Annotated in this window: 20 protein-coding genes; 6 read left to right on the top strand and 14 right to left on the bottom strand. The window is 36.0% G+C overall.

What is annotated here, in order from left to right:
* Nucleotides 1–8: 8 nt before the first annotated feature.
* Nucleotides 9–1,220 (bottom strand): GTPase HflX, encoded by a 1,212-nt coding sequence (hflX, locus tag F6U93_RS03215; protein WP_150936758.1) that lies wholly within the window; start codon nucleotides 1,218–1,220, stop codon nucleotides 9–11.
* Nucleotides 1,221–1,386: 166 nt separating this feature from the next.
* On the opposite strand from hflX, the gene F6U93_RS03210 reads away from it, so the two are divergent.
* A complete protein-coding gene (locus tag F6U93_RS03210; protein WP_150936756.1) occupies nucleotides 1,387–2,358 on the top strand; it encodes an endonuclease/exonuclease/phosphatase family protein in 972 nt (323 codons plus the stop codon).
* 18 nt (nucleotides 2,359–2,376) lie between these two features.
* The gene (locus F6U93_RS03205) at nucleotides 2,377–3,012 is read left to right on the top strand and encodes a DUF1801 domain-containing protein (RefSeq protein ID WP_150936754.1); all 636 of its coding nucleotides are present in this window, start codon (nucleotides 2,377–2,379) and stop codon (nucleotides 3,010–3,012) included.
* A gap of 3 nt (nucleotides 3,013–3,015) precedes the next feature.
* On the opposite strand, the gene F6U93_RS03200 is transcribed toward F6U93_RS03205, so the two are convergent.
* The 5 genes from F6U93_RS03200 to F6U93_RS03180 form a co-directional block, all read right to left on the bottom strand.
* On the bottom strand, nucleotides 3,016–3,345 hold the full coding sequence (locus tag F6U93_RS03200; protein WP_150936752.1) for a type II toxin-antitoxin system RelE/ParE family toxin: 330 nt from the start codon (nucleotides 3,343–3,345) through the stop codon (nucleotides 3,016–3,018).
* On the bottom strand, nucleotides 3,336–3,578 hold the full coding sequence (locus F6U93_RS03195) for a hypothetical protein (protein ID WP_150936751.1): 243 nt from the start codon (nucleotides 3,576–3,578) through the stop codon (nucleotides 3,336–3,338). Before F6U93_RS03195 ends, F6U93_RS03200 begins: the two co-directional genes overlap by 10 nt.
* 89 nt (nucleotides 3,579–3,667) lie before the next feature.
* Nucleotides 3,668–4,045, bottom strand: a complete 378-nt coding sequence (locus F6U93_RS03190; protein WP_150936749.1) for a hypothetical protein — start codon at nucleotides 4,043–4,045, stop codon at nucleotides 3,668–3,670.
* A gap of 31 nt (nucleotides 4,046–4,076) precedes the next feature.
* Nucleotides 4,077–5,522 (bottom strand): DUF5689 domain-containing protein, encoded by a 1,446-nt coding sequence (locus tag F6U93_RS03185; RefSeq protein WP_150936747.1) that lies wholly within the window; start codon nucleotides 5,520–5,522, stop codon nucleotides 4,077–4,079.
* Between the two features lie 11 nt (nucleotides 5,523–5,533).
* Nucleotides 5,534–8,335 (bottom strand): TonB-dependent receptor, encoded by a 2,802-nt coding sequence (locus F6U93_RS03180; protein WP_150936745.1) that lies wholly within the window; start codon nucleotides 8,333–8,335, stop codon nucleotides 5,534–5,536.
* A 102-nt stretch (nucleotides 8,336–8,437) separates the two neighbouring features.
* On the opposite strand from F6U93_RS03180, the gene F6U93_RS03175 reads away from it, so the two are divergent.
* Nucleotides 8,438–9,487 (top strand): endonuclease/exonuclease/phosphatase family protein, encoded by a 1,050-nt coding sequence (locus F6U93_RS03175; RefSeq protein WP_150936743.1) that lies wholly within the window; start codon nucleotides 8,438–8,440, stop codon nucleotides 9,485–9,487.
* On the opposite strand, the gene F6U93_RS03170 is transcribed toward F6U93_RS03175, so the two are convergent.
* The 8 genes from F6U93_RS03170 to uvrC form a co-directional block, all read right to left on the bottom strand.
* A complete protein-coding gene (locus F6U93_RS03170; RefSeq protein ID WP_150936741.1) occupies nucleotides 9,484–9,921 on the bottom strand; it encodes a hypothetical protein in 438 nt (145 codons plus the stop codon). The genes F6U93_RS03175 and F6U93_RS03170 overlap by 4 nt on opposite strands.
* A 101-nt stretch (nucleotides 9,922–10,022) precedes the next feature.
* Complete coding sequence (locus F6U93_RS03165) at nucleotides 10,023–12,551, bottom strand: TonB-dependent receptor (RefSeq protein ID WP_150936739.1); 2,529 nt, start codon at nucleotides 12,549–12,551, stop codon at nucleotides 10,023–10,025.
* 149 nt (nucleotides 12,552–12,700) lie between these two features.
* Nucleotides 12,701–14,317, bottom strand: a complete 1,617-nt coding sequence (gene pgi / locus F6U93_RS03160) for a glucose-6-phosphate isomerase (protein WP_150936737.1) — start codon at nucleotides 14,315–14,317, stop codon at nucleotides 12,701–12,703.
* Between the two features lie 17 nt (nucleotides 14,318–14,334).
* Complete coding sequence (locus F6U93_RS03155; protein WP_225312529.1) at nucleotides 14,335–15,675, bottom strand: peptidoglycan DD-metalloendopeptidase family protein; 1,341 nt, start codon at nucleotides 15,673–15,675, stop codon at nucleotides 14,335–14,337.
* Nucleotides 15,630–16,553: a tryptophan 2,3-dioxygenase family protein gene (locus tag F6U93_RS03150; RefSeq protein WP_150936736.1), complete on the bottom strand. Its 924-nt coding sequence runs from the start codon at nucleotides 16,551–16,553 to the stop codon at nucleotides 15,630–15,632. The genes F6U93_RS03155 and F6U93_RS03150 overlap by 46 nt, the downstream gene beginning before the upstream one ends.
* Before the next feature lie 2 nt (nucleotides 16,554–16,555).
* Nucleotides 16,556–17,335 carry a DUF3108 domain-containing protein gene (locus tag F6U93_RS03145; RefSeq protein ID WP_150936733.1) on the bottom strand — a complete coding sequence of 260 codons (780 nt, stop codon included), beginning with the start codon at nucleotides 17,333–17,335 and terminating at the stop codon, nucleotides 16,556–16,558.
* Between the two features lie 265 nt (nucleotides 17,336–17,600).
* Nucleotides 17,601–19,841, bottom strand: coding sequence for a patatin-like phospholipase family protein (locus tag F6U93_RS03140; RefSeq protein WP_317132817.1), 2,241 nt, complete (start codon nucleotides 19,839–19,841; stop codon nucleotides 17,601–17,603).
* A 27-nt stretch (nucleotides 19,842–19,868) separates the two neighbouring features.
* Complete coding sequence (gene uvrC / locus F6U93_RS03135; RefSeq protein WP_150936731.1) at nucleotides 19,869–21,662, bottom strand: excinuclease ABC subunit UvrC; 1,794 nt, start codon at nucleotides 21,660–21,662, stop codon at nucleotides 19,869–19,871.
* Between the two features lie 131 nt (nucleotides 21,663–21,793).
* Between uvrC and F6U93_RS03130 the strand changes: the two genes are divergently transcribed.
* The 3 genes from F6U93_RS03130 to F6U93_RS03120 are packed head-to-tail and all read left to right on the top strand — an operon-like array spanning nucleotide 21,794 to nucleotide 24,073.
* On the top strand, nucleotides 21,794–22,213 hold the full coding sequence (locus tag F6U93_RS03130) for an ATP-dependent zinc protease family protein (RefSeq protein ID WP_150936729.1): 420 nt from the start codon (nucleotides 21,794–21,796) through the stop codon (nucleotides 22,211–22,213).
* Between the two features lies 1 nt (nucleotide 22,214).
* The gene (gene rimK, locus F6U93_RS03125) at nucleotides 22,215–23,090 is read left to right on the top strand and encodes a 30S ribosomal protein S6--L-glutamate ligase (protein ID WP_150936727.1); all 876 of its coding nucleotides are present in this window, start codon (nucleotides 22,215–22,217) and stop codon (nucleotides 23,088–23,090) included.
* The gene (locus F6U93_RS03120; protein ID WP_150936725.1) at nucleotides 23,090–24,073 is read left to right on the top strand and encodes a succinylglutamate desuccinylase/aspartoacylase family protein; all 984 of its coding nucleotides are present in this window, start codon (nucleotides 23,090–23,092) and stop codon (nucleotides 24,071–24,073) included. The genes rimK and F6U93_RS03120 overlap by 1 nt, the downstream gene beginning before the upstream one ends.
* The last annotated feature ends 1 nt before the right edge of the window (nucleotide 24,074 follow it).

Genomic DNA, 24,074 nt, shown 5'->3' with positions numbered 1-24,074 from the left:
ATTAAAAACTAGTCTTCAGTTTCATAATCTGGATACAGAAACTCATTATAAGGAAAGCGTGTTACGTGAATTTCCCTTACTTCGTCATACACACGTTTTTTAAAGTCCTCTAAGTTTTGCTTGTTTAAAGCTGAAATAAACAAGGCATTATTTCCCACTTTACTCATCCAGGTACTTTTCCATTCGCCTAAAGAATAATGTCTTTCGGTACGTTCGGTTTCTAAATCGTCTTCTTCTAGAGGTTCTTGTTGATAAGCATCAATTTTATTAAACACCATGATTGTTGGCTTATCACCACTTTTTATTTCACCTAATATCTTTTCAACAGACGCAATATGCTCTTCAAAATTAGGGTGTGAAATATCTACCACATGAAGCAATAAATCGGCTTCTCTAACCTCATCGAGGGTACTTTTAAAACTATCGACTAACTGGGTTGGTAATTTTCTAATAAAACCTACGGTATCACTCAATAAAAAAGGTAAGTTTTGAATCACCACTTTTCTAACGGTGGTATCTAGTGTGGCGAACAATTTGTTTTCAGCAAAAACTTCACTTTTACTAATCACATTCATTAGAGTAGATTTCCCTACGTTAGTATAACCAACTAAGGCCACACGTACCATTTTACCACGGTTACCGCGTTGCACGGCCATTTGTTTATCTATGGTTTTTATACGTGATTTTAGTAAAGCAATTTTATCACGAACAATACGTCTATCGGTCTCAATCTCGGTTTCCCCTGGTCCGCGCATTCCAATACCCCCTTTTTGACGTTCAAGGTGAGTCCACATACCACGTAATCGCGGTAGTAAATATTCGCATTGCGCCAATTCTACTTGCGTTCTAGCGTAACTGGTTTGTGCCCTTTGGGCAAAAATATCAAGAATTAAATTGGTTCTATCTAAAACTTTTACGTTTAGAATTTTACTAATATTTCTTTCTTGAGCTGCAGATAATTCATCATCAAAAATGGCGGTACTAACATTATTTTCTTCAATATATTGACGTACATCTTCCATTTTACCCGTACCAATAAAGGTCTTCGAGTTTGGCATATCCATTTTCTGGGTGAATCGCTTTACAGCATAACCACCTGCTGTAAAAGTTAGAAACTCCAATTCATCTAAATATTCTTTAGATTTTTCTTCATCTTGTTCCTTAGTAATTACCCCTATTAAAACTGCTTTTTCTAAAGCAATATCTTTCTTTTCAATCATATAATTAATCTATGCTACAAAGTTACATAATTGCTAGCATTATCGTTAAAAAAGTATATCTCTAACTTTTTAGAAAACAACTATGTTACTAACAAGATACGCTTATTCATGCGATTAAGATTTAACAAAGCCTATATTTTAAAATTTTACCCTTATTTTTGAAATTATGACAGACCTTTTTGACGATCTTCCAGTAAGACCCGAATTACAAACCGTGGGCTTTTATAATCTTGAAAATTTATTCGATTTAATTCAAGACACACATATTCATGATGTTGATTTTTTACCAACGGCTCCAAAACGATGGAACCATAAGCGTTATGACAATAAACTTCGAAAATTGGGTTATGCCATTTCAAACATAGGACGTAGAGAAACCGGTAAAAACCCTGCAATTATTGGTGTGGCTGAAGTTGAAAACAAAAAAGTGCTTAATGATTTACTCGAATCGAAACACCTCGCACCTCTCAATTATAATTATGTACATTACAATTCGCCTGATGAGCGTGGTATTGATGTGGCACTCTTATATGACCAAGATGTATTTACGGTAACTCACTCTGAACCGTTTAGTATTAATCTCATGCATGATGATGGCTCGCCAGATTACACCCGCGATATTTTATTGGTTAGCGGACGTTTAGATGGCGAAGAAATTCATGTGATTGTGAATCACTGGCCATCTAGAAGAGAGGGTGAAAAAGAATCGGAACCTAAACGTTTAGTGACTTCGGCTAAGGTGAGTGAAATCATCGCGGGCTTAAAGCTCAATAATGAAGATGCTAAAGTTATTGTAATGGGTGATTTTAACGAAGATTCGAACAACCCAGGCATACGCGAATTGGTAAAGACTTCGAGCTTATTCAATCTTATGGAAACCCTGCGTTCTTTCAATCGTGGCTCTACCTACTACCACCGCAAATGGGACTTGTTTGACCAGATTTTAATTTCTACAAACTTTTTTAAAGCCTCATCTACAGCATTGGAATTTAGTTCAGCCAATATTTTTGATGAAGATTTCTTAAAAACTTTTAGCGGCCGCTACAAAGGCACTCCTTATAGAACTTACGTTGGAAGAAAATATAATGGGGGTTACAGTGATCACTTCCCGGTGTATGCTATTTTTAAGAAAGGCTAAAAAAAACACCTATTAAATATGCTTCAAGACGTTCAACAATATTTAAATAGTCAACAAAAGTGGCAAAAGGAATTAATAGCCCTTCGAGACATTATTTTAAGTTGCGGACTTCAAGAAGGTTTTAAATGGAAGCACCCTTGTTATACGCATGAAGGTAAAAACGTGGTGCTGATTCATGAGTTTGACAGTTACTGTGGTATATCTTTTTTTAAAGGCGTTTTATTAGATGACTCTGAAACACTATTAATTAAGCAAACTGAAAATATGCAAACTGCAAGGCAAATGCGATTTACAGATTTAGCTGAAATTATAGAATTGGAACCGGTTATAAAGCAATATCTAAAAGAAGCTATTGAAAAATCAGGGCAGAAAGTAGCGATGAAAAAAACATCGGATTATGAGGTCCCGGAGGAATTAGAACAGGTTTTTAAGGAAAATACCGCTTTTCAAGAAGCATTTGAAGCATTAACACCAGGGCGTCAACGTGGTTATCTTTTATATTTTTCAAAAGCAAAACAATCGAAAACCAAAACGGCTCGCATTGAAAAAAACATACAACGTATTTTTGATGGCTACGGTTTGAATGATTGCACCTGTGGCTTATCTAAACGGAAACCAAATTGTGATGGTTCACATAAGCAGTTGAAGGGCTAGTCTCTATTTTTTATTACGATTTTCATCTTTCATCTTAACTGGATTTTGTCTTGTGTCAAAAACATCATTAATTTCAATTCTGTTCTTTTCGTAATTTATCCAATAAATGACTTTATAGTTTTTATAGACTAAATACCTAAATTCTTGTATTCTATTATTAAGAAGGTCTTCAAATTGTCCTATTTCTGGTTGCCTTCGTAGTTTTAAAGTCTCATTATAAATACCATTAACGAGTTTTTTCGCTATATGAGTCCCTGCTTTTTCTCGATAATATTCATAAATTTTTTCTAATTCATTTTGAGAAAAATCAGTCCAAAATAATTTTAATTCCATTTATCAATCTTGGCTTTTAATTCGCTAGATTCTATTAGTCGACCACTTGCTGAATCTTCCATAGATTTATCTATCCGCGAATTAAACTCCTCAATTGTCATTGGTTTAAAATCTTTATTATCATTTTTTAGGTTCTCTTTCCTAAGGATTTTTTCAAGTCGTGAAATAACATCCTCACTTTGAACCTTTAAAAACTCTTGAATAAGTTCTAGTTTTCTAGTTTGTAAATCCATAACAATCGTTTTTTCAAATTTACGAAAATATTCCCTGCATTCAATTTTAATGTATGTCATACATTCCTATCAGCAACAGGGTTTTTATCCTAAATCGCTTTAGACAAAACAAAAGCTAAACCTAAAATAACTAAGGGTACAGACCAAAGCACCCAGATATTATATTCGAGTTTTTTATTTTTAAGCATTTTTACATTGAGCACTTTACGTTTTCTGCCGCCGTAATACATCCAATTTTTGAAATATAAAAAAATAACAACCAAGGTGAAAAGCACCCATGCTTTTGTGGCTGACATGGTTTGCACGTGCATTTGTCTAAAAAATCCAGCAAAAAACACCCCTAAAAGCAATAACAAACTGCTTTGTAAAAAGGAAACATAAAAAGTCGCAATCTCGTTGGACTTTTTACTTTTCTTAGCTTTATAAAATTGAAAAAAGTGGTAAAATAAGTTATCGAATGTGGTCATGGTGGTGTATAAAAGTTTTCAAAGGTAAAAACTATTCTACATAATCAATACGAATATCATCCAATTCGTAAACCCCATCAAAAGATTCTTGTCCGCCACCAGTATATTTAAAAGCTATATGCATGATACCAGCCGCACATGATAAATCGACAACACCAGAATTAAACCAAGGTACAAACGAATCGGAATCCTTCACCACATAAGCAGCAGACAACACGCCCCAAGAGGCTTGGTTAACACCAGCTTCAGTGCCATCCCAATTTAAACTATACAAAACCTCCATAAAACTACTATCGGCCAAACTGTTGGATGTTTTAAAACGTAAGGTTACCCCCTCGTAATCATCTAAAGGAATGGCTGGCGTGATGAGCCATCCAATATTGCTATGGTCTCCAGAACTTGCACTTTGAAAACGTGCCGAACGCCCCAACGAAGCATTTGAAGAAGTTGATGAATAACCTTCCCAGGCCTCGGTACCAGCTTCTATATAATTGGTCCAACCCTCGATTTCTATGGGTTTATTGTTTTTCTGGGGTTCAAAATCTTCGGTTAATAAATTTCCTGAACCATAGCTTTCAGCGATTCCGCAGTCCAACTCTAAAGGGTCGCAACGGTTCGGGTTATCAAAAGTCACATCAGAGGAACTATTGACCACCAAAACATTAAAATCATCACCATAATCACGACTATAAATTCCTGTGACGCTCCCAGAACCTTGCGGAACGGTTAAAGATTTAAAATCGGCATAACTACTAGTTTGCATCATCATACTAATACCCGTCTCGCAGCTTTCTAAAATTCTAAAACCATCATATTCATCAAACGACTCAGCAGCAAAAGACGCTCCTAATTCAAAACGATTGAGTTGCATGTTTTCTAAGCGAATTAGAGTATTTTCATCCTTTGACGTTAAAGTTTCCAGGCTTAAAACCTTAGGTTCAATAGCTGCGATTTCGTTACTTCTTATGATGATATCTTCAAACTCTGAAGCCTGAATTTGTTCTACTTTAACAGCATCGCCTTTGCCAATACAAAGCACCCCGCTAGATTCCCCAACGGTTAAACCATTCATTTTTAAATACACTTTTTGTCCGAATTGAAAGGTGTCGGACAAGTTACTCACGTTAACCAGGACACAAAAACCGAGTCTAGGGTCATTATCGGGGTCGCTGCCATCTTTTTTATTCTGAATGATGAGTTCTTCAAAAAAGTTTCCCGATTTATCGGAAGATACCACGTAGCCTTCAATGTACAAATCGGTTTCAGATTGAATAACCACGGTAGAATTTCCGCCATTCACAGCTTGTTCATATAAAGATTTTATCGTTTTGAAGGTGGTGATATTTTCCGAAGGAACTTCAGGTTCGGTCATTAGCACATCAGGTAAGGCATAATCGTCTGTTTTTATACAAGACGACACTAAAACGACACTTAACACGAATACCAACAGGTGGCTTAATATTTTCAATGTTCTCATAATTATTTTTTTCAAAAGCTAATATTCAAGTTTAAAAAGTAGGTTGCCCCACGACCGTACCAATATTTAGGTCCGAATACCGGTGTATCTAAAGCCTTATCATCACGGAGCTCCCTGTAATTGGCATTTCTGCCCTGCTCAAAACCACCCGTTTTATAAGTAGCATCCAACAAATTATTAATACTCGCAAAAAGTCCGATGTAATATTGACCAAGTTTCCAAGACTTCCCTCCAACCAGATTCACCACCATATAATCATCAAAGCGTTCTTGCTCCAATAAGGTTTTAGCTAATTCTTCATCATAATCGTTAAACACGTTACCATCGGAATCCGTATTAAAATTTGATGACCGGGTTAAGGGGCTCACATCTAAAAAGGTATTTGAAAAGAAGTTTGCGGTGGCTCCAAACCACCAATAATCAGGATCGCGATATTCAAAACCTACAGAATAGGCACTTTGCGGTCCGGTTGAAAGTTTATAGTTTTTAAGCTTGGTCTCACCAAAATCTTTAGCACCATTGATAAAACCTGCAGCTTCAGCTTCAGCATCGGGTTCTGTGGTCAGTAATAAATTCGGATTGTTAGCATAGGTAAATTGCCCCACCGAAGCCACAGCTTTTAATTTTATGGTTGGGGTCACTTGAGCTTCAACACCCAGTTCTGTCCCGAAATGGTTTTTATCCACACCACGTAAAATCTCCTGGACAAAAACAGCGTTATCGCCACCTACACCGTCTGCAAAATAGAAAGCAATTTCATTAGCATTGGTTATTTTAGTGACATAGCCGGTTAACTTGGCTTTGACTACGGATGAACGAAAAATATAACTCGCATCAGCAGACAGAATATTTTCTTCGGAAATATCAGGAACCACATTATGGTTTTCTCTCGCGTTGGAAAAAGTGTTTTGAATGCTTGGTGCACGTTTGATGAAACCAGCATTCAAATTAAAAACATGTTTCCCTGAAAACTTATAGGTTAACCCCGATTTAGCGCTAAAACCTATAAAACGGAGATGTTCACCCTTTCCTAACGAATTACCTGGGAAGCCCCCATTTTTATAAAGCCCCTCGCGCTGATAATTGGTATGGCTAAAACCACCGGAAACGAAAAAATCAAAGTGACTATAAGTACATTGAGCTTGGCCAAAAACATTAAATTCATTGGCACGTATGAGATAATGATATTTGAAAGTATCACCTTCGGAAACGAGTCGATTGGGGTGTAGCAAATCGTTTTGAGCCTCATCACTCGTGGAAGCATAGGCATCAACATCTAAATAATTAGAAGCCCCTAAAAGATCTAAAACATGAGCAAAGTTTTCAGATTTTAAAGATTTATAATTGACCGCAGCGTTTAAAAGTACATTTTCATTGACTGCTGTTTTTAAAATAGAGTTTACCGTAATTTGCTTGTCATCCACACGGTCTTCATACAACGCATAAATCGCATTACCATCTTGTTCAGTGTTATTTATATTTGCCTGGTACATAGACTGCCAATCTATTTGTCCGTTATCCTGAAATGCCTTTAAGGCGCGGTAAGCATAGTCTAAATTATCGGGAAAATTTCTTTCGAAATAACTGGGCAGTTTTTGGTAATATGCCGGACTCGGATTTGCTCCACCACCCTGCGGTATGCCATCAACCAAATCGGTGCCATTATAATCCAGACGGCTATTGCCCATCTTGCCAAATTGATAGCCTAAATTGGTATTTAGTGATGTTTTCGCGTTTATATCCCAATGATGATTTAGCATAACAATGGGTTCATTAACTTCTTTAATTCTCGAATTACGCTTTTCACCATCTTGCCAACCCCAATATTCATTGTATTTAATGTCTTTTAAATCGTAAACTTCTTGGGTGTTTGGAGAAGATTTTCCGCGTTTATTGGGCGTATAAATGGCAGTTAGATTTAAACTGTGCTTTTTACCGAATTTCTTTTCCACGGCAGTGAAAAAAGAATTAGAACTGTACAAGGTAGCATCTTGATAGCCTTCGTTTCCCCAACGTCTGCCAATGGAAAAGGTGTAAGCCCAATTGTGTTTCAATAGGCCTGAAGCATGCTTCACCATCAAACGGTTTGAATAACTTCTATTGGAAGACGAATAGGTGAACCGCGTACCAGGCCTTGCTTCTGACGCCCTAACATTAATATGCGTTGACCCTAAAACGCCTCCAAAGTTATAATTTGAAGGAGCCAAACCTAAGGCCAGTTCTTGATTACGAAGCACATCATTAATACCTCCCCAATTGCTCCATTGTGGCCTACCATTGTAGAGTTTATTCATTTCAATACCATTAATGAGCACATTGCTATTGTTAGAATCGAGGCCACGTAATCTGAAAAACGACGGACTAAACTCGAAAGCGGCGGTTCGTTGAAAAACATCTAAGGAAGATGCTAAAAGTCCGGAAACATTATCGGACGCACTGGTATCATCATGAAGTTCGTCATCGCTTAAGGTTATGGTAAACAAATCATTGGTATACGCAAGATCGCGGCTCAAGGTCATATCGCTTATGTTTAGCGTTTGCCCTTCATTGACAATAATAGGATAATGCTTGCTGATATAACCAATTTTAGAGAGTACGAGTGTTTGTTCGCCTAGCGGAAGGCTTTCATCAAACACAAATTCACCTAAGTGATTCGTTTGAGTTTCAAGGGTCGACTCTTTCAAAAGAACAGTAACTCCAACCAATGGCTGAAGCTTGTCTGCATCATTCACACTACCATGAATAGTTGTGTTTTGAGCATCAACTACTTCTGAAAAGGCAATAAATAAGAAAACGAGTAAAAATTTGTTCACATAAAATATTTGATGCCAAAATTAGACATTTTTACATTTTATGAAAATAAAATCCTACAAATTATGATGAATTATCTTATTTTTGTGTTTTAACGTGACTTAATGCCTTATTCTAAATTTATAATCTACCTATTGATTTTTAGCTTTTTTAACACAGGGCAAGCCCAAGAAAAGCAATTTAAAATCCATACCCTAGCCTTCTATAATTTAGAAAACTTGTTCGACACCATCAACGACCCGAATAAATTTGATGAGTACAGTCCTATGATGGAAATTAAAACCCATCGTAAAAAAGCTTACGAACAAAAACTAGTGAACATGTCTAAGGTTTTGGTTGATATCGGAAAAGATTTCACTAAACAACCTCCAGCACTTATTGGCATTTGCGAGATTGAAAACGCGGCCGTTTTAGAGGATTTAATTATGGAACCATCAATACGTGATTACCAATATAAATATATTCATTTTGACGCTCCTGACATGCGTGGCATTGATGTGGCTCTTTTATACCGAAAGGCCTTGTTTACCCCAATACACTCGAGTACGCATGGATTAAAGATTTACGAGGATGATAAACGCATTTATACGCGAGATCAACTTTTGGTTACGGGTAAATTAGAAAATGAAACCATTCACGTCATTGTAAACCACTGGCCATCCAGGCGTGGTGGCGCTTCTAAAAGCAACCATAAGCGTATGGCTGCGGCAAAACTGAATAAACGCATCATTGATTCTTTACAAGTTATTGACCCTTATGCGAAGATTTTTGTGATGGGCGATTTAAACGATAACCCCAACAATGCTAGTGTAAAAAAGGTATTAAAAGCTAAAGGCGATAAAAACAAAATCAACTTAAAGGGCATTTACAACCCTTATATCAACCTTTATAAAGCTGGTTTTGGTACGACAGCCTATCGGGATGCCTGGAGTTTATTCGACCAAATTATGCTTACCAAACCGTTTCTAGAAAAAGATTATAAATCTTTTCAGTTTTATAAAGCTGGGATTTACAACAAAAACTATTTAATTCAGCAAAGCGGCACCTACAAAGGTTATCCTTTTAGAAGTTGGAACAACAGCGGGTTTTCAAATGGTTTTAGCGACCACTTTCCTGTTTATGTGTATTTAATCAAAGAAGTTCAAAGAGTTTAGCTCATCCAAGTACTCCAAGGAATACGTGATAAAAACAACACTAATGCAATAGTATAGAAAATAGCTATGGTTTTTAGTTTCATTTTAGAGGTCAGTTTTCTTTTGTGTTTCGAATAACCCATAGTAATTAATACTATAGCTAAAATATTCACAAAAGGATGCTCTACCAAATAAAGTCTTGCCAGCGAGTTGCTCATCACTTTCCCTCCTAATTCACCCCATAAGGCAAAGCGCGGTGACACAAAATACAATACTAAACCAATTAACAATTGGATATGAGATACGATTAAAGTAAATAACCCTCTACGAAAATCGTTGTTTTCATACTCCTTGTCTCCAGCCGTTTTAATAATGGCCGTAATGGCTGTAATGGCTAAAATGATTAGCACCAAATAAGCCCAATAAGAGTGAAGGGATAAAATAATGTCGTACATGCTTGGTTTTGATTTAATGTTACATAGCAAATGTAATAATTAAAAACATAAAAAAACCGCTTCAATCGAAGCGGTTTTGTAAGTTATTAAAACAAATGTGATTAGAAATTGAAACGTACGCTAAAATTCCATGTTCTGCCGTAACCAAAACGACCGTTATTACTAGTGTTAATACCTTTATAATTTTCGTCTGGATTAGCTGAAGCGGCAGTGTTTCCAGAAACAGATTCTAAGTAAACTTCATCAAAAACATTATTCAAGTTAAATCTGAATTGTAATGATTCATTAGAACCTACCATCACTTTATAAGATAAACCAGCATCCATAGTATTATAAGACGGCATAGAAAGTGGAGCTTCATCTAATGCACCGACAGAAAACATATCGTTATACCAGTTCCAAGCTGCATCAACACTAAAGTTATTACAAATATCATAACTACCATTGATACCTCCAGTTACCTGTGCAGCACCACCAACGCTATAGCCATCGATAACAATTTCTTCATCAACACCAATTTGGTTACCATCGTTGTCAAATGTTCTTTGTGTCGCATTGTCTTTAAATTGCCACTCCCCTAAAGAAAGAAAACCGTTAAGCCTTAAGTTATCTAAAGGACGTGTCATCACTTCAAGCTCAACACCGTAATGTACCTGCTTAACGCCCATAGTTTGATAACTAATATAGTCATCACCATTTTCTCCATTGTTTCTATACTTGGTCACATTATCCCAAGTCGTATGGTATCCATTTACGTTAGCTGAAATTGCTCTACCACCGTTGAATTGGTACCCAACTTCAAATCCAGTAATTTCTTCATTTTCAGCTTCAGGCTGTAATAAAGCGTTTCCTGTTCTATCATTTTGATATAAAGTATCGTGAAATGGTTGTCGTGAGTAAAACCCAGTGTTAAAAAATACACGGTGTGCTTGGCTAAGCTCGTATGCTAAACCACCTTTTACGTTATAACCCAAGTTATTTATTTTACCGCCTTCTTCTCCTTCTCCAGGTGTAGATGTGTTTAAAAACTCAGTACGTACGTGAGACTGTGTTGATAAAGCCCCTTGGAAAAATGCTGAAAAACCATTTTTAGCATATTCTAACTGTCCAAATACACCACCGTAATTAATTTGCTCTGAATAATCATACCCAAAACGTTGTAGGTGATCGGTGTTAGGATTGAAAAATACTTTCCATGGGTTAATTCCTCCAGCTTCAGTTAACTGGTAGTCTTGTCCACCACTATATCCTGAATTGGCCGTTACAGAATCTAAAGTAATAAATTCTCTAACATCTCTAAAGTGAAAACCTGTATATAACCGCACATCGGCACCTACGTTAAAGTTTAAATTTTCAGTAATTTGATTATTATAATTAGTTACTAACCCATACCAATCGTGGTTGTTGTTAGAACCTCTAGCATAATCTACTGAACCAATAGATTGCGCAAAACTACCACGTCCTAAAGACCCGTATAATACAGAAGACAATGAAGATTGATCATTAATCGTCCAGTCCCAACTTAAGTTAGCAACAGGCTTGTGGTAAATATTACGTCCTCCAGGATATTTACCACTAGATAAAGTGTTTGGGCTATCTACACCATCAAAACTCCAAGAGTTATATTCTCTTCCGTTATCAAGAAATGATTGAATATCACCACTACCTGCAACAGCATGCCATTGTGGTGCTCCTGTTAACAAGAAATTGAATGAGTGATGATCGTTTGGTGTATAGCCAACAGAGAAGAAATACGTTTGTCCTTGACCGTCAGTATCATTAACATATCCGTCACCTTGCCAGTAACCTAATAAAGAGGCAAAAGACCATCCTTTTTCACTAACACCAGTTGAATAATAAGCTGTTGTTTTAGTATAATAATCATTACCTAACATTTGCTGAAGATAACCTCCTTCTTTTTTATCGATGGTTTTAGTAACGATATTTACTGTTCCCCCAACTGAAGAAATGGCTAATTTAGAAGCTCCTAAACCACGTTGTACTTGAATCGCATTAGCAACGTCCATTACTCCTGACCAGTTAGACCAGTACATTTTACCGTCTTCCATACCATTAATTGGTTGTCCGTTTAATAAAAATGCTGTATTCGTTTGATCAAAACCACGAACAAACATTGTACCGTCACCAAAAGCACCACCTTTTACATTTTGTATTGAAGGTGTTGATTTTAGTACCTCTGGTAAATCCCAGTTTCCAGCTTTTTCTTGAATTTCTTTTGATCTAATTGTAGACACAGCCACTGGTGTTTTTCTGTCTTCAGCTAAATCAATAACACCGCTACCAACAATTACAATTTCATCTAAGGTATTGTCTGGCATTAATTTAATTTGTCCTAAATCTTGATCGCCATTAAATTTTAAAGTAATTGTACTATAACCAACATAAGAAACTACTATTTCTCCAGATGTCGCGCTGGTTTGTAAACTGAATGTACCTTCAAAACTAGTAGAAGCACCGTTTGTTGTTCCTTTTTCAACAATATTAGCGCCAGGAAGTGGTGCATTCATTTCACCGTCAATAATAGTTCCGGTAATTGTACTTTGTGAGGAGGCCACAGCAGAACATAACAGTACCGCCATCGCAAATAAAATTTGTGTAATTTTTTTCATGAATTAATTATTATGAATTAGTCGAGGCAAAAATACACATAAAATTCATAACAACATTAACACAAGGTTAACACAATCAATATATTACACAAAAAAAAGGCATCAATTTTGTAAAATTGACGCCTTGTTTTTAACTGTATTATAATTTATTAACTAAATTTTCTGTAATAATTCAATAAATTCTCTGTGGAAGCATCATGATTATTTGTCTTGCTATTGTTAAATTCTTGTAAAATTTTACTAGCTAATTGCTTTCCGAGTTCCACACCAAATTGGTCGTAGCTAAAAATATTCCAAATAATACCTTGAACGAAAATCTTATGCTCGTAAAGCGCTATCAATTTTCCTAAACTCTCTGGAGTGAGTTTATTGATGTAGATGGTATTTGTAGGTTTATTTCCTGAAAATATTTTAAATGGAATGATGTCTTCAGCTGTGCCCTCGGCAACAACCTCAGCTTCAGTTTTTCCGTTAAGTAAAGCTTCTGTTTGAGCTAAGAAGTTAGATGTTAACTTATCCTGATGATCTTGATTTCCGTGAAGTGATTTTGCAAATCCAATAAAATCGGCTGGAATCAACTTTGTACCTTGGTGAATCAACTGAAAAAAGGCGTGTTGCGAATTTGTTCCTGGTTCACCCCAGGTAATGGTTCCGGTTTGGTAATTAATAGGATTTCCATTTCTATCAACACTTTTCCCGTTACTCTCCATGATCCCTTGTTGCAAATAGGTTGCAAACTGATTTAAATACTGAGAGTAAGGAATAATAGCTTCACTTTCAGCATTGAAAAAATTATTATACCAAACGCTAATTAAAGCTAAAACAACTGGAATATTAGACTCAAAATCTTCAGTTCTAAAGTGCTCATCCATTTTATGAGCGCCTTTAAGCAGGTTGTCAAAATTATCGTAACCTACCGCTAAACTAATGGTTAAACCCACGGCGCTCCATAATGAAAAACGACCACCAACCCAGTCCCACATTGGGAATATATTATTGGCATCAATACCAAAATTTTGAACTTTTTCAAGGTTTGTTGAAACCGCTACAAAGTGTTTTGCAATAGCATCTTCAGGAGCTGATTTCAAGAACCAATCTTTAATGGTGTTGGCATTAGAAAGGGTTTCCTGTGTTGTAAAGGTTTTAGAAACTATAACGAAAAGTGTCGTTTCTGGATCTAATTTTTTAATAACCTCATTTACGTGATCACCATCTACATTACTCACAAAATGTGTAGTTAAATGGTTTTTATAATATTGTAAGGAATCTACAACCATAGCTGGCCCTAGATCTGAACCACCAATACCAATATTAACCACATCGGCAAAAGCTTTTCCGGTATAACCTTTTCGAGAACCACTTACAACTTCATTAGTAAATCCTTCTATTTTTTCTTTAACAGCGTAAATTTCAGGCATGACGTTTTTACCTTCCACTTTGAAATTGGCCTCTTTTGGTGCTCGAAGTGCTGGATGTAAAACGGCTCTACCTTCTGTTTTATTAATGGTTTCACCTGAAAACTGACTTTGAATGGCTTCTTTTAATTTAACATCGTCGGCTAATTCAAGTAAGTATTTAAACGTTTCTTCTGTGATTCTATTTTTTGAAAAGTCAACATAGAAATCATCCCATTTTATAGTGAATTTATTAGCGCGCTCAGCATCGGCAGCAAATAAATCTTTCATATGAAGGGCTTTTACGTCTTCAAAATGTTCCTGAAGTTTTTTCCAGGATTTTGTAGTAGTTGGGTTAGTTGTTGGTAGCATAGTTATTTTATAGTTAGTTATGAAATTAAATTTTGACTACTTTGTCTTACGGTTTCTCTTTCCGGTTCTTCAATAAGTTCTGGTTTCACTTCAAAAGGAATATCATCTAATTGCTCCTTAATCGGCTTAATAAACTCTAAGTATTCAATCTTTAATGAATCTGAAATAGATTGTGCTTGTGGTAGTTTTTGTTTGAACGGATCAACTTGTTTTCCGTTAACCCAAAAACGGTAGCAAACGTGCGGCCCACCGGTGTTTCCTGTCATACCTACCCAGCCAATAACATCACCTTGTTTTACATAGTCTCCTACCCTAACATTACGCTTTCTCATGTGTAGATACTGCGTTTCATAAGTGGCATTATGTCTAATTTTTACATAATTGCCATTTCCACCACGACGCTCAGATTTGGTTACTGTTCCGTTTGCAGTAGCCATAATAGGCGTTCCAATTGGTGCAGCAAAATCGGTTCCCTTATGTGGTCTTAACTTATAACCATAAACTGCAATACGACGTTTTAAGTTATACCTTGAAGAGATACGACTAAATTGTACAGGGGCTTTTAAAAAGGCACGACGTAAATTTTTAGCATCTTCATTAAAATAATCAACAATACCTTTTTCGGCATCGGTTTCAAAAGCAAAGGCATAAAACGGCTCACTGTTGTGTTCAAAATATGCCGCTTTAATATTATGGACTCCGGTATAAATGGAATCATCGATATACTTATCAGTGTAAATCACTTTAAAGCGATCGCCTTTTTGAAGTCTTCTAAAATCAATGGTCCAAGCATAAATTTCATCAGCTAACTTAAAGGCCAATCGCGGACTCAAACCTTGTTCTTCTAGGGTTTCAGAAATACTACTATTAATCACACCTGTAGCTGACTTTTCGATATAATTGATTGGTTTTTTATCGGCATATGTCTGAATAGAATCTTTAAAATCTATCACCACATAATCTTCTAAATTTGGTTGATAGATAAAACATTCTGGTGTTTCTAAGGAATCTTTAGCGCACAAAAGCGTATAAGGTTTTCCTAATTGAAGGCTTCTAATATCAAAGGTGTTCTTTGCACTTTCAACAATGTTATGAATGGTGGAATAGCCCACATTATTTCGTCCTAATATATGCCCAAAACTATCACCACTTTTAATGGTGTCTCTTTTCACGATATAATCGTTTAGCTTAAAACCAAACTCAACAATCTCTTTAACTTCTGGTACCTTAGGAATTTCTACTTTAACTACTGGCGCTGTTTTTTTTGCTGCCTCATTACAGGCTGAAAATAATACAACTAATAATATGGCTGCTATTCTATATTTGTTCCCCATACTTCTTTTTCTTTCTCTGTCCATAATTCTGGAAAAAATATTCTTTTTTGGTATTTGGGATGCATATACTTAACCCACTCACTACCCCCAGTGGCTTCGGCTGTTTCTCCCCCAATATTTAAATAATGATTTGCGGTATTATAATGCGCCATCACCCACTTGATATTCACGGTATAATCATAGTGACGCATCGCTTTTACCAAAGCTTTGTTCTCTTGAGCAGATTTGGGTAATTGTTTAAATTTGCTCCACAAATTGTTGTTTTTATAAAACCGGGTAAAATTAATAAATTCTGATTTATACTTCTGTTCAAAAATTGTTAAAGTATAGCTCTTTTTTCCTGTAACAAAATCTTTTCCAGCGGCTTGCCAATACAAATGTTCAAAAGCATGCTCATAAGACGTGTTGCGATCAATACTATCACGAAAACGTCTATCGATCAGATTTATAAGTTCAGTTGAAGCAAATTCAACTTTTCTATATTGTGCACTTTGAAAACCACTTGCCGGTGTTAATGTGGTTCTAAATTTATTGTATTGTTCAATATCCATACCGTCTTTCATGATGCTAAAAGAGGAAGTAAGCACATCAAAATAACGACTCACCCGCATGATTTTATCGGTAAACGTTTCTGCTGTTAAGTTTTTGGATTCGGCGACTTGTTTGATTTCACTCAACACCATTTTAAAAAGAAGTTCTGAAATTTGGTGATACATGATAAACACCATCTCATCAGGAAAATCTGTACGTGGTATTTGAAGATTTAATAAGGTATCGGTATGAATGTAATCCCAGTAATTAATAGGCTTGCTATGCAATAAACCTTCGAGATGCGTATCCAAATCTTGATCAATGGCTTCGTACTTTTCTTTGAGTTTAGCTCTTATCTTAGAGTCCGACATGATTATTTATTACTTGTTTTAAACGAATGACTTAAACCACTAAAACCTTCTAAATCGGCTCTTAAAGATCCTACGGCTAAACTCGCTTGTATGCGTAAAGGAATTTTGTTCTTGTCTTTAGACACCCATAGCGTTAAGCTTTCTTCTTCTTTAAAAACGCGACCTGCCATAACATAAGGTCTAAACTTCAGAGCACGTACAGGTCCAAAATCGGTAGTAATGGTTTCTTCACCTAAATATTTTAATTTGAATCCGTAATTTTCTTCATCAAAAAACATATCGACATGCACTTCATGACCTACTTTAAGTGAGCTGGTATCTAACTTATTTCTAAGATAATAAAAGGTTGAAACCATATCTTGAATATTGGGTTTCGTATCAAAAACCTTTTTAGAGTCTCTTTTTTTGTCATGAACATAGGCCTTGTTCTTTTTTTGATCGAAGTCAATCACGACATCTTTTTTATGGCCACCTTCATCAATATCTCGCACAAACTTATAAGGCAACATTGTTTTTTTATCGATGTAAGTTTCATAACGGTCTTCAACAGCAAAAAACCATTTAATCATACCGGTAGTCCACCCTTTTCCAACCACGTGATACACATCGTGCCCTTCAAGTTGCCCTTCTTTAACGGTCAAAGTTGCATTTCCAGCTTTAAGCCAATTGCTGTAACTCATTTTAAACTTAAACCATTCACCTTCACCAAAAGCAGATTCCTGTTGTGCAAAGATGGAAGACATACTAACTAAAAAAAATAAAACAAACAGTGTTTTTCTCATGGTTCAATGGGTCGTTTACAATAGAACTTATTGACATTCTATTTATTGCTTTACAGAACATTACAATTTCCATTCCGAAAAACAAACTTTAAAATTTTCTATAGCTATAGAAGCGCTCATCTAACACCAATTATACGCTAAAATGAAACTTCTAGAATTTTTCAACTAAAGAAAATAAATGTATTCAATTTATTGCCATAAAAAAAGACCTATTGGATATAATTACCATAGATCTATCAACAAAAATTCAAGCGCACATGCCATACTAAAACCAAAAACCAACATTAAAAAACCAGATACTTTCTCCTAATTCTGGCGAGTAAGTATATTTAAGTTGAATAGGCCCCACAAAAGTTTCCATCCCATACCCCAAGCTATACCCGGTATAACTTGGTAGCGTAAACCATTCTCCAGAATCAAAAATATCATCTTCAATATTAGCCCAGTTGCCTTCTACTAGAATATGTTGTTTTTTAAAAATCTCATAATCTAAAGACAAGAACGACTTCACGTAACTATTTCCTGTTAGGGACACAAAATCGTAACCTAAAAAGGGCACAAAATTATTAATGAAATGATTACCAAAACCGCCCAAAGCAAAATCTAAAGCAGGGTCAGATTTATCACCAAATTTAAAACCCCCACTAGTTTGAAAGTTAAAGGCTAATTTATCAGTGATTTTTGAAGCATAACCCATATTAGCTTTGGCAATGGAATAGTTTTCAAAATCACTTCCCTGACTTGATGAATAAAGATAAATATTTAATTGCCCATCAAAATACACGCCTTTACTCGGAAAATAAAAATCGTCGTACTTATCCATTTTCAAGCCTCCAACCAAACCTAAATAGTTCGTGCTTTCAAAGGAATACACATCATTATCTATTCCGGTTAAATTCTCAGTATCTATTTCTAAATGTTTATGCTCCACACCCATGCTAAACGCAAAATCTCTTTTAAATAGAGTTTGCACATAAAACTGATTGGTTAAATCCCGTAATTTCACATCAATTTTATTCAACCCGCTGCTACTTCTCAAGCTTTCTTCTTCAAGCACTATTCCTGCCCCTACTTTTTGCTCAAATTGATCATACCTAGAACGCAAGCCGATACTCCAATAAAACCCTTTATCGATTAAATACTCAAAATCATAACGCACGTTATCACCCAATATTAAATCAAATGACATCTCGTCATTCTTAAAAAGCATGCGCTTTTTAGTCAAGTTGAGTAACACCCCGGTTTTATACAAGTCGTCATAATGCACTCCAAATTTTAAATAAGTATTCACCGGAGATTCATTGACACGAGTAATCAAATCATAACCTAGGGTATCTTTAGATTTTTTCAACTGATATTCGAAAGCATCAAAATTATCAGTTGCCACTAAGTTATTAACCCCATCATTAAAATCCTTATAACTAATTTTTTCTTTCTCCTTTAATTTCAACTTACCCAAAATATACGCTCTCGTGTAATTTTCACTGCCTATTATCCTGATTTTATTAATAGTAACACTATCCATCGGTTCAAGTTTCAATGGTTTTTTAACCCCATCGGGTTCATGCTTTGGTAATTTTTTAAGTACCTTCACTTTTGTTAAAGCCGATTCATATCCTGCGTCAATAATCTGCTGCCCTTCATCAAAAGAAATCACACTAAACTCCATAATATCGGGCTTGATATAAATATCTGTTTTCCGAACTTTTAGGCGCATATCCTCAATAGTTCGAAAATTATTGATTTGAAACAAAACATCAGGGGCTGAAGTTAATTGCTCCCGATTTGCTAGACCATCTTGTACATCAACACCAATCACTACATCCACACCTAAATCACGAAGTTCATCTACCGGATAATTATTGACCACACCACCATCTACAAGAACCGCTTCATTAATAATAACAGGCTGATATAACGACGGTAGAGCCCCACTAGCCATAATAGATTGTACTAAATTACCTTTATCGAGAATCACCTGACGGCCATTTTCAATATTGGTAGCCATGCAAAAAAACGGAACAGGAAGCTTACTAAAATCATCAACATCACCCACGTGAAGCAATAAATCTGAAAACAAGTTATAAGTATTATGACCTTTAGAAAGCGCCGATGGTAATTTTACCGAAAACTTATTAAAAGGCAGTTTTACCGCATACTTCTCTGCATTATCACGCTCGGTAAAAGTTTTTGAGGTTCTTGGTAGCTCATCACTTAAAAGGTCGTCAAAATTTATAATCTTAAACAAAGAATCTAGTTGTTTCCCAGAGTAGCCCGAAGCATATAATCCTCCAACAATAGCCCCCATACTGGTACCTGCCACATAATCCACTTCAACCCCTAAACTATCAATCACTTTTAGCACCCCAATATGCGCTAAACCTTTAGCCCCACCACCACTAAGCACCAAACCAACTTTAGGTTTTACATCTTGTGCATTAGTTTGCGCTTCCGCGGAAAATAAAGCGGAAACAAAAACAAGAGCTATGAGTAATTTTTGAATCAATTCTTAATTTAGGTTATGATATTCATACTATTTTTGATGGTAATGATTATATATTTTTGACGCTTTCGACACACCAACCACAGCTTCCAGATCTTTGCGCTCGGCATTTGATATACGTCTAACCGACTTAAAATGTTTTAAAAGTTCCACAATGGTTTTTTCACCAATGCCTTCAATGGATTCTAATTCGGTATTCAACGCGCCTTTACTACGCCGGTTACGGTGATGCTCAATACCAAAACGATGGGCCTCATTTCTTAAAAACTGAATCACTTTTAAGGTTTCACTTTTTTTATCCAAATATAACGGAATCGGGTCATCTGGATAAAACAACTCTTCCAAGCGTTTTGCGATTCCTATAATAGCAATTTCATTTCGTAGTCCCAAATCGTCTAAACTTTTTAACGCTGAAGACAACTGTCCTTTTCCCCCGTCAATAATTATAAGTTGTGGTAGCGGTTGTTCTTCTTGAACCAAACGCTTGTAACGTCTGTATACGACTTCTTCCATCGAAGCAAAATCATCAGGCCCTACAACGGTTTTAATATTAAAATGACGGTAATCTTTCTTACTAGGTTTTCCGTCTTTAAAAACCACACAAGCAGCCACTGGGTTTGTTCCTTGAATATTCGAGTTATCAAAACACTCTATATGTCGTGGTTCTTCCGATAACCTTAAATCTATTTTCATTTGCGCCATAATACGATTGGCATGCCTGTCGGGGTCAACAATTTTTATCTGCTTAAAACGCTCCATACGATAATACTTCGCGTTTCGTAAAGACAAATCTAAAATGTGTTTTTTATCGCCCAATTTAGGCACCGTCACTTTAATAGCTTCACCCAAATTCACACTAAAAGGTACGTAAATTTCTTTGGAATTAGAATTGAATCGTTGTCGTATTTCTGTAATAGCAAGTTCTAAAAGCTCTTGATCGCTTTCTTCTAGTTTCTTTTTTATTTCTAAGGTATGCGAACGAATAATAGACCCGTAGGAAATTTGCAAAAAATTGATGTAGCCATAGCTTTCATCACTCATAATAGAGAACACATCTACATTGCTAATTCTCGGATTAACAATGGTAGATTTTGATTGATAATTCTGTAAAACCTCAACCTTTTCTTTAATTTTTTGTGCTTCTTCAAACTGTAAGTTTTCAGCAAATTGCTTCATTTGATGCTTAAATTGCTGTAATGAATCTTTAAAATTCCCTTTCAAAAGTTCACGAATCGCCTTAATGTTTTCGTTGTACTCCAATTCAGTTTCCAAACCTTCACAAGGGCCTTTACAATTTCCTAAATGGTATTCTAAGCACACTTTATATTTTCCAGCATCTACCTTCTCTTCAGATAAATTGTAATTACAAGTTCGTAAACTATAAAGTCCTTTTATTAAATCTAATAAAGTGTAAACTGTTTTTCCACTGGTATAAGGCCCAAAATACTCACTACCATCTTTAATAACACGCCGTGTAGAAAACACGCGCGGGAAACGTTCATTTTTAATACAAATCCACGGATACGATTTATCGTCCTTAAGCAATACGTTATAACGTGGTTGGTATTTTTTAATTAAATTGTTTTCTAATAAAAGTGCATCCGTTTCGGTGTCAACCACAATATGCTTGATATCTACAATCTTGCTCACCAACACCCGGGTTTTACCACTATCATGGGTTTTATTAAAATAAGAACTGACTCTTTTCTTTAAATTTTTCGCTTTCCCAACATAAATAATTTTGCCCTCTTTATCGTAGTATTGATAAACCCCAGGCTGATTTGGAAGCGTTTTTAATTGTATGTCTATATTTGGGATATCCATTATTGTAAAGGTAATTCTTTTTAATTTTTTACCGAAAAATGGCCTCCTTATAAATCGTAGAAATAAAAAGAGGTTATTTATCTTTGAGTAAACTATTTAACTACATTGCGCCACTTTTAAAAAAAATTAAAATGAGCAAAAAAACCATTGGACGTACAGACATTGTTGACTTTCCTAATTTAGGACTCTTCAATATTGATGTAAAAATGGATACCGGAGCTTACACATCTACCATCCATTGTTCTAAAATCATTGAAGAAAACGGTAGTTTAAGATGTATTTTTAACAGCAGCACCCACAAAAACTTTGGTAAAACAGAGATAGTTTTCGACACGTTTTGGCTCACCGATGTTAAAAGCAGCAATGGTTTTAAAGAAAACCGTTATAAAATAAAATCTGATGTCATATTTTTTGGCAAAATCTATAAGATTAACTTAACTTTAAGCACACGACACGATATGAAGTTCCCTGTACTTATTGGCAGACAGTTCTTAAAACAAAAATTTATTGTAGATGTCGATCTACTAAACGTTTCTTTCTTAAAAAAATAACATGAATATAGTCGTTCTATCAAGAAACTCACAGTTATACTCCACTGACCGCCTCATTGAAGAAGGCACAAAAAGGGGACACAAAATGGAAATCATCGATCCTCTTAAATGTGATATCATTATTGAGAAGGAAAAACCTACCATCTACTATAAAGATCGCTACCTAGATTACGTTGATGCTATCATCCCTAGAATTGGATCTTCGGTAACTTTCTACGGTTGTGCCGTGGTGAGACAATTTGAAATGATGGGTGTTTTCACCATTGTCACTTCTGATGCTATACAACGTTCTCGTGACAAGCTGCGCAGCTTACAGCGCTTAAGCAAAGCAGGAATTGGTATGCCTAAAACCGTTTTCACCAACTATTCTAGAGATGTTGAAGAAGTTATTGAACACGTTGGAGGCACCCCAGTCATCATTAAATTATTAGAAGGCACCCAAGGTTTAGGTGTGGTTTTGGCTGAAACAAAAAGTGCAGCCGAGTCGGTTCTTGAAGCTTTTAATGGCCTTCAAGCCCGTGTGATTGTTCAAGAATTTATCAAAGAAGCAGGCGGTGCCGATTTACGTGCATTAGTTGTAGACGGCCAAGTGGTTGGCGCGATGAAACGTCAAGGTAAAGAAGGTGAATTCCGTTCTAACTTACACCGTGGCGGATCGGCAAATATCATAAAACTGAGTCACGATGAGCTTAAACTAGCCATGAGTGCAGCTGCCGCTTTAAAACTTCCTGTTTGCGGCGTAGATATGTTACAGTCGTCTAGAGGACCTTTATTATTAGAGGTCAACTCAACACCAGGATTAGAAGGTATTGAAAAGGCTACAGGTAGAAACATTGCAAAATCCATTATCACTTTTATTGAAAAAAACAAACGATAATGACAACCATAAATAACGGCGATTTACATATTCTTGGGGTGACCATAAAACCCGGAGAAGGCAAAGAGGTTAATTTTAACGTCGCCAATTTACACTCTTCAACACCGGTAAACGTGCCCATCATTATTGAACGTGCCAAAAAACCAGGCCCTACCGTTCTCTTTACTGCAGGCATTCACGGTGATGAAGTTAATGGTGTAGAAATTGTGAGACAACTCATTGCAAAAGGTATTAATAAACCCAAAGCAGGCACGGTGATTTGTATGCCGGTTATTAATATTTTTGGGTTTATCAATTTAAAAAGAGAGTTCCCTGACGGCCGTGATTTAAACCGCGTGTTCCCAGGAAGCCCAACAGGTTCTCTTGCAGGAAGAGTCGCCTATAAACTAATCAATGATGTGATCCCGAATGTTGATTTCATCATTGATTTTCACACTGGGGGTTCAGGACGCTTTAATGCACCCCAACTTCGTTTTGAAAAATCTAACGAAGAACTTATTGCACTAGCCAAAGTATTTGGGGCACCCTTTGTTTTATATTCTAAAAACTTATCAAAATCTTTTAGAGCCACCTGTTCGAAATTAGGAAAACCTATTCTACTTTTTGAAGGCGGTAAGTCGTTTCATATTGATGATGCCGTGACCAATTCTGGTGTAAATGGCTGTAAACGCATTCTAAAACATTTAGGCATGCTCAGCAGCACAGTTAAATCTACCAAACCAAGGCAGGATTGCGTGTTTATAGATGATAGCAAATGGTTGCGTGCTAAATACTCGGGCATGTTTAAAGAAACCATCCGTATTGGTGCCTATGTTTTAAAAGGTGACATTCTGGGACATATAACCGACCCTTACGGCAAGTTTGATTACTCAGTAAAAGCCCCCAATTCAGGATACATTATAAATGTTAATGAAGCGCCTATTGTTTACCAAGGCGATGCTTTATTTCATATTTCAAAAAAAATTAAACGGGTATTGATTTAAG

Source organism: Pseudotamlana haliotis, assembly GCF_008806375.1.
Taxonomy (GTDB): domain Bacteria; phylum Bacteroidota; class Bacteroidia; order Flavobacteriales; family Flavobacteriaceae; genus Pseudotamlana; species Pseudotamlana haliotis.
This window is presented reverse-complemented; position numbering and strand designations above follow the sequence as displayed.

Bases quoted from the DNA above. Each gene is read 5' to 3' on its own strand.
- F6U93_RS03190 (WP_150936749.1), bottom strand. From the start codon at position 4,045: ATGACCACATTCGATAACTTATTTTACCACTTTTTTCAATTTTATAAA.
- F6U93_RS03155 (WP_225312529.1), bottom strand. From the start codon at position 15,675: ATGGACAGAGAAAGAAAAAGAAGTATGGGGAACAAATATAGAATAGCA.
- F6U93_RS03170 (WP_150936741.1), bottom strand. From the start codon at position 9,921: ATGTACGACATTATTTTATCCCTTCACTCTTATTGGGCTTATTTGGTG.
- F6U93_RS03200 (WP_150936752.1), bottom strand. From the start codon at position 3,345: ATGGAATTAAAATTATTTTGGACTGATTTTTCTCAAAATGAATTAGAA.
- uvrC (WP_150936731.1), bottom strand. From the start codon at position 21,662: ATGGATATCCCAAATATAGACATACAATTAAAAACGCTTCCAAATCAG.
- F6U93_RS03210 (WP_150936756.1), top strand. From the start codon at position 1,387: ATGACAGACCTTTTTGACGATCTTCCAGTAAGACCCGAATTACAAACC.
- F6U93_RS03130 (WP_150936729.1), top strand. From the start codon at position 21,794: ATGAGCAAAAAAACCATTGGACGTACAGACATTGTTGACTTTCCTAAT.
- F6U93_RS03150 (WP_150936736.1), bottom strand. From the start codon at position 16,553: ATGTCGGACTCTAAGATAAGAGCTAAACTCAAAGAAAAGTACGAAGCC.
- F6U93_RS03205 (WP_150936754.1), top strand. From the start codon at position 2,377: ATGCTTCAAGACGTTCAACAATATTTAAATAGTCAACAAAAGTGGCAA.
- F6U93_RS03165 (WP_150936739.1), bottom strand. From the start codon at position 12,551: ATGAAAAAAATTACACAAATTTTATTTGCGATGGCGGTACTGTTATGT.
- F6U93_RS03175 (WP_150936743.1), top strand. From the start codon at position 8,438: ATGCCTTATTCTAAATTTATAATCTACCTATTGATTTTTAGCTTTTTT.
- rimK (WP_150936727.1), top strand. From the start codon at position 22,215: ATGAATATAGTCGTTCTATCAAGAAACTCACAGTTATACTCCACTGAC.
- pgi (WP_150936737.1), bottom strand. From the start codon at position 14,317: ATGCTACCAACAACTAACCCAACTACTACAAAATCCTGGAAAAAACTT.
- hflX (WP_150936758.1), bottom strand. From the start codon at position 1,220: ATGATTGAAAAGAAAGATATTGCTTTAGAAAAAGCAGTTTTAATAGGG.
- F6U93_RS03195 (WP_150936751.1), bottom strand. From the start codon at position 3,578: ATGGATTTACAAACTAGAAAACTAGAACTTATTCAAGAGTTTTTAAAG.
- F6U93_RS03145 (WP_150936733.1), bottom strand. From the start codon at position 17,335: ATGAGAAAAACACTGTTTGTTTTATTTTTTTTAGTTAGTATGTCTTCC.
- F6U93_RS03120 (WP_150936725.1), top strand. From the start codon at position 23,090: ATGACAACCATAAATAACGGCGATTTACATATTCTTGGGGTGACCATA.
- F6U93_RS03185 (WP_150936747.1), bottom strand. From the start codon at position 5,522: ATGAGAACATTGAAAATATTAAGCCACCTGTTGGTATTCGTGTTAAGT.